Annotated in this window: 5 protein-coding genes; 4 read left to right on the plus strand and 1 reads right to left on the minus strand. The window is 63.8% G+C overall.

Features of this window, described 5'->3' with window-relative positions:
- Nucleotides 1–1,150: hypothetical protein (locus ACYVDE_RS15055; protein WP_460502360.1), on the plus strand; the 1,150-nt coding region annotated here is incomplete at its 5' end.
- Nucleotides 1,151–1,181: 31 nt separating this feature from the next.
- Here the strand turns inward: ACYVDE_RS15055 and ACYVDE_RS15060 are convergent.
- Nucleotides 1,182–1,832: an outer membrane beta-barrel protein gene (locus ACYVDE_RS15060; RefSeq protein WP_460502361.1), complete on the minus strand. Its 651-nt coding sequence runs from the start codon at nt 1,830–1,832 to the stop codon at nt 1,182–1,184.
- A gap of 155 nt (nt 1,833–1,987) precedes the next feature.
- On the opposite strand from ACYVDE_RS15060, the gene ACYVDE_RS15065 reads away from it, so the two are divergent.
- The 3 genes from ACYVDE_RS15065 to ACYVDE_RS15075 all read left to right on the plus strand — a co-directional run.
- Nucleotides 1,988–2,821, plus strand: coding sequence for a transglutaminase-like domain-containing protein (locus ACYVDE_RS15065; RefSeq protein WP_460502362.1), 834 nt, complete (start codon nt 1,988–1,990; stop codon nt 2,819–2,821).
- 176 nt (nt 2,822–2,997) lie between these two features.
- A complete protein-coding gene (locus ACYVDE_RS15070; RefSeq protein ID WP_460502363.1) occupies nt 2,998–3,984 on the plus strand; it encodes an aldo/keto reductase in 987 nt (328 codons plus the stop codon).
- 147 nt (nt 3,985–4,131) lie between these two features.
- A partial coding sequence (locus ACYVDE_RS15075) for an alpha/beta hydrolase family protein (RefSeq protein ID WP_460502364.1) occupies nt 4,132–4,618 on the plus strand: 487 nt, incomplete at its 3' end.

Raw genomic sequence — 4,618 nt, forward strand, 5'->3', positions numbered from 1 at the left:
CACCGTGGCCGGAAAGGGCCAGGTGCTGCAACTGAGCCCCGGCCCCGAGGCCCCGTACAAAGTGGCCATCGGCCGCCCCCAGAAGTTTGCCGGCGACGACGTGCGCCTGGCCCAGGCCCTGGTGGCCCAGCTGGTGGCCAATGCCGACAAAACCCCCGCCCCCTACCAGGAGCGTGTGCTGGCCTACGCCGTGGAGGTGGGCATCTGCTGCTTCCTCTCTGCCGCAACCGCCAGCGGCGACTTGCTGGTCAACATCCTCGACGCCTTCGACGACTGGTCGGCCCGCACCTACGAGGGGCGCAAGCCCACCTTCACCATTGTGGTGGCCCTGGCCGACACCCGCCCCCCGGGCCCGGACGCGCCGTTGATTACCGATTTTCTGGGCGAGGATTTCTTTGCTCCGCTCTCCAACGGCGTCGATAGCGGCGTGCGCGTATCGGCCCAGGGCGCGCTGCTGGGCTACGTCGACTTTGCCATTAACAGCACCGATGCCAACACCTTTGCCCCGGCCCGCTTCATCTCGGTGGCCAACTGCGCCGAGGACCAGCATCTCTGCCTCACCCTCACCAACAACGGCGAGGTGCTCATCTTCAAGGACCAGAAGCTGTTTTTTGCCAAGCGCAACGGCGCCTGGAACTACTACAACGACGACTCGACCCTGAAAACCATGCCCGGCACCTCGCTGGCCGTGAAGAAGGCCCTGTACGAAACCATGCTCGACGTGTCGTTTGCCCGCACCGGCGGCTGCCTGGTGGCCATTCCGGCCAGCCGCCGCAAAGACCTCATCCGCGACGACGGCCGCAGCGCCGCCAGCGTGGTGAAGCGCGCCGACCTGCTGGCCAACCCCACCTCGCTCAAAAGCCAGGTGATAAACCAGCTGGTGCGCGGCCGCCGCTTCCAGGACCTGAGCCGGGCTATGCGCAAGGAGCTGGTGGGCATCGACGGGGCCACCATCCTCCAGTATCAGGGCGAGATTCTGGCCGTCGGGGCCATCGTTAAAATCAGCGGCGGCAGCGTGGGCGGCGGGCGCCTGGCCGCCACCCGTACGCTGGCCCCCTTCGGCGCAGCCATCAAAATCTCGGCCGACGGCATGGTGGAAGCCTTCAAAGGTACCGGCCGCGGCGGCAGCGAGGCCGTGTTCACGCTGTAGAGGATGTAGGGGCGATTTGTAATACCGTATCCTACTTCGCTCCCTCCTTAAACGTGTAGTACACGCCCACCGTGAACAAATTGCCCAGCGTGTTCACGTTGAGGCCGAAATCGGTGGTAGTGGTTTTGTAATCGCTGCCATCGAGTTTTGCCGTCGAGCGCTGGAAGCCGAACGTGCCGAAGGAGCCTACCACGGTCCAGCGCGTGTTCAGGCCGTAGGCGAAGCCGGCGTTGAGGTTGGCGCCGAGGTCGAGGGTGTTGTATTTGGAGATGGTGTTGACCGTGCCGCCGGTTTCGTCGGTGCGGTTGCCGGGCAGCACCGAGGCGTTCAGGCCCAGGAAAGGCCGGAAATTGCCTTCGCCGAAGAAATAGCGGCCGTACACGGTGCCGCCGAAGCGGTTGGTGCGCGACGCGGTGGCAGCGCCGGCGGTGCGGGGCGTTTCGAGCCGCGAGCCGCTGATGGTGACGCCCACGCCCAGCTGCAACTGGTTGCTGAGAAACGTGCCGATTTCGGGCGAGAAGCTGTAGTTGCTGGCCTTGCGGGTAGTGTTGGTGCTGGCGCCGTTATCAACCTCGGTGTTAGAGGTATTGAAGCCGGCCTGCCCGCCGATGTAGAGCGAGCCCTGCTGGGCTTGCGCGGAGAGGGCGCCCAGCAGGAGCGCGGCGGTAAAAAGGTGTTTCATGTTGAGAGAGCGCTGATTGAGTAAAAGAACTGTTAGCGGCCGTACTGCAAATGCTGGCCGAAAGTTGTGCCCCCGCGCCGGCCGGCCCGAAACCCAAACCCCGCGCCAAGTGTTAAATTTGGCCCCGTCACCCTGGTGGTGGCCGTTTTGCATCCATGACCAACAAAGAAATCAAAGCCCTCATCTCGCTGCTCGACGACCCGGAAATCGCGCCCCAGATTCAGGACAAAATCCAGCACCTGGGCGAGAGCATCATTCCGTTTCTGGAAGAGTCGTGGGAAGAAACCCTCGACAGCCAGCAGCAGCACCGCCTCGAGGATTTGATTCACCACCTGCAGTTTGAGGGCCTGCAGCAGCGCCTGAAAGTGTGGCGCGAAGCCGGTGCCACCGACCTGCTCGAAGGCATGTGGCTGCTGAACACCTACCAATACCCCGACGCCGACTACCAGGCCCTGAACCGCGCCATCGAGCAGCTCCGCTTCGAGGCCTGGACGGCCCTGCGCCCCGACATGCACCCCGCCGACCAGGTGCAGACGCTCAATTACGTCATCTTCCGGCAGCATAAGTTCGCGGCCAACACCCAGCATTTCCACTCGCCGGCCAACTCCATGCTGCAGCGTGTGATTGAAACCAAGCGCGGCAACCCGCTCACGCTCTGCGTGATTTACCTGCTAGTGGCCCAGCGGCTCAATCTGCCGGTGTTCGGCGTGAACCTGCCCAACCTGTTCGTGCTCACCTTCCGGCCCGAGCTGCCCGGGGCCGAGCCGTTCTACATCAACTGCTACAACCGCGGCCTCGTGCTCTCGCGCACCGACATCGAGCACTACGTGGCCCAGCTCAACATCACGCCCAACCCTATTTTCTTCGAGCCCTGCTCGCACCTCGACATTGTGCGCCGCGCCATGCGCAACCTGCAAATGAGCTTCGAGCGCCTGCAGGAGCCCCTCAAAGCCGCCGAAGTAGCCGTGCTGCTGAGCATTCTGGAGTAGGTTGTGGCTGCTTTCGCCTCAAAACCGGCTGCCTGCATTCGCCCGGCCCCGGTGAGGCTATTCGGACGGCTTTTGCCGCCGGCTTTTGTGTTGCAGAATCGGGGTTTTGTGTAGGTCCGGCCGCCCAATGGGGCCGGACCTTTGAGGTAGTCAAACATCCTCAAAACAACCTACACATGACAACTGAAATCAAACGCGTAGCCCTAGGCAGCCAAGGCTTGAAAGTGCCCATGGAAGGCCTGGGCTGCATGGGCATGACAACCCTGGCCGAGATGAACGTGTACGGCGTGGCCGACGAAGCCGAAAGCCTGGCCACCATTCATCGGGCCCGGGAGCTGGGCGTGAACCTGCTCGACACGGCCGACCTCTACGGCCCGCTGCTGAACGAGCGGCTGGTGGGCAAGGCCATTGCCGGCCAGCGCGACCAGTACCTCATCGCCACCAAGTTCGGCTTCGAAATCGACGATAACGAGGCCCTGACCTGGGGCTACAACGGCCAGCCCGCTTACGTGCGCAAGGCCATCGACCGCTCGCTCCGCAACCTCGGCACCGATTACGTGGACCTGTACTACCTGCACCGCCTCGACCCCAACACGCCCATTGAGGACACCGTGGGGGCCATGAGCCGGCTGGTAGAAGAAGGCAAAGTGCGCTACATTGGCCTATCCGAAGTCTCGGCCGACGTGTTGCGCCGGGCCCATGCCGTGCACCCCATCACCGCCCTGCAAACCGAGTATTCGCTTTTTGACCGGGGCGTGGAGGAAGATGGCGTGCTGCAAGCCACCCGCGACATGGGCATCGGTTTCGTGGGCTATTCGCCGCTGGGCCGGGGCTTTTTGTCGGGCGAGATTACGAAGTTTGAGGATTTTGAAGCCACCGATATTCGCCGCAACCTGCCCCGCTACCAGGGCGAAAACTTCGTCAAGAATCTGGCACTGGTGGAGAAAGTGAAGGCCCTGGCCAGGGCCAAAGGCGTATCGGCCTCGCAGCTGGCGCTGGCCTGGGTGCTGGCCCAGGGCGTGGTGGTCATTCCCGGCACCAAGCGCCGCAAGTACCTGGAGGAGAACGTGGCCGCCGCCAACATTGACCTCAGCGCCGCCGAACTGACCGAGCTGGAAGCTATTATGCCCGTGGGCAGCGCCGCCGGGGCGGCCTACGCGTAGGCTGGAGTTGCATTGGCCCGAACGACATCAAGGGCCGGGAAACGTCCGTTTCCCGGCCCTTGAAAATTGGCCTTGCGCACGCTTGCGCCGCCGCGCCATCTGCTAAGTTTGCCCGGTAGCAACGGTGCTCGCCCATTCATCCGAACCATGTCCGATTATGTAGGCTGCCGCACATTGGGCATCACCGATGCCGCACTGGGCTTAACATTTCCGCTGTTGGTGCTGTACCCCACCGCCAAGCCGGCCCGGCCCGAAGCCATTGGCCCTTACACCCTTGAGGTGGCGCTGGACGCACCCATCGAGCCCGGCCCTTTCCCGCTGGTGCTCATCTCTCACGGCACCGGCGGCACGCCGCTCACGCACCGCCTGCTGGCGCATTTTCTGGCCCGCAATGGCTTCGTGGTAGGGCTGGTGCGCCACCACGCCAACCACCGCGATGACAACGCTTGGCACAACACGCCTGACAACCTCGTGGCCCGGCCGCGCCACCTGAGTCTGGCGATTGATGGGCTGCTGGTAGAATTTGAGTCGGCGCTGCGGCCCGATTGGGTAGCTGTGATTGGGCACTCGCTGGGCGGCTACACGGCCCTGGCGCTGGCCGGCGGCCGGCCCGGTTCGCTCCCGCACGAGCACG

Source organism: Hymenobacter agri, from assembly GCF_054778495.1.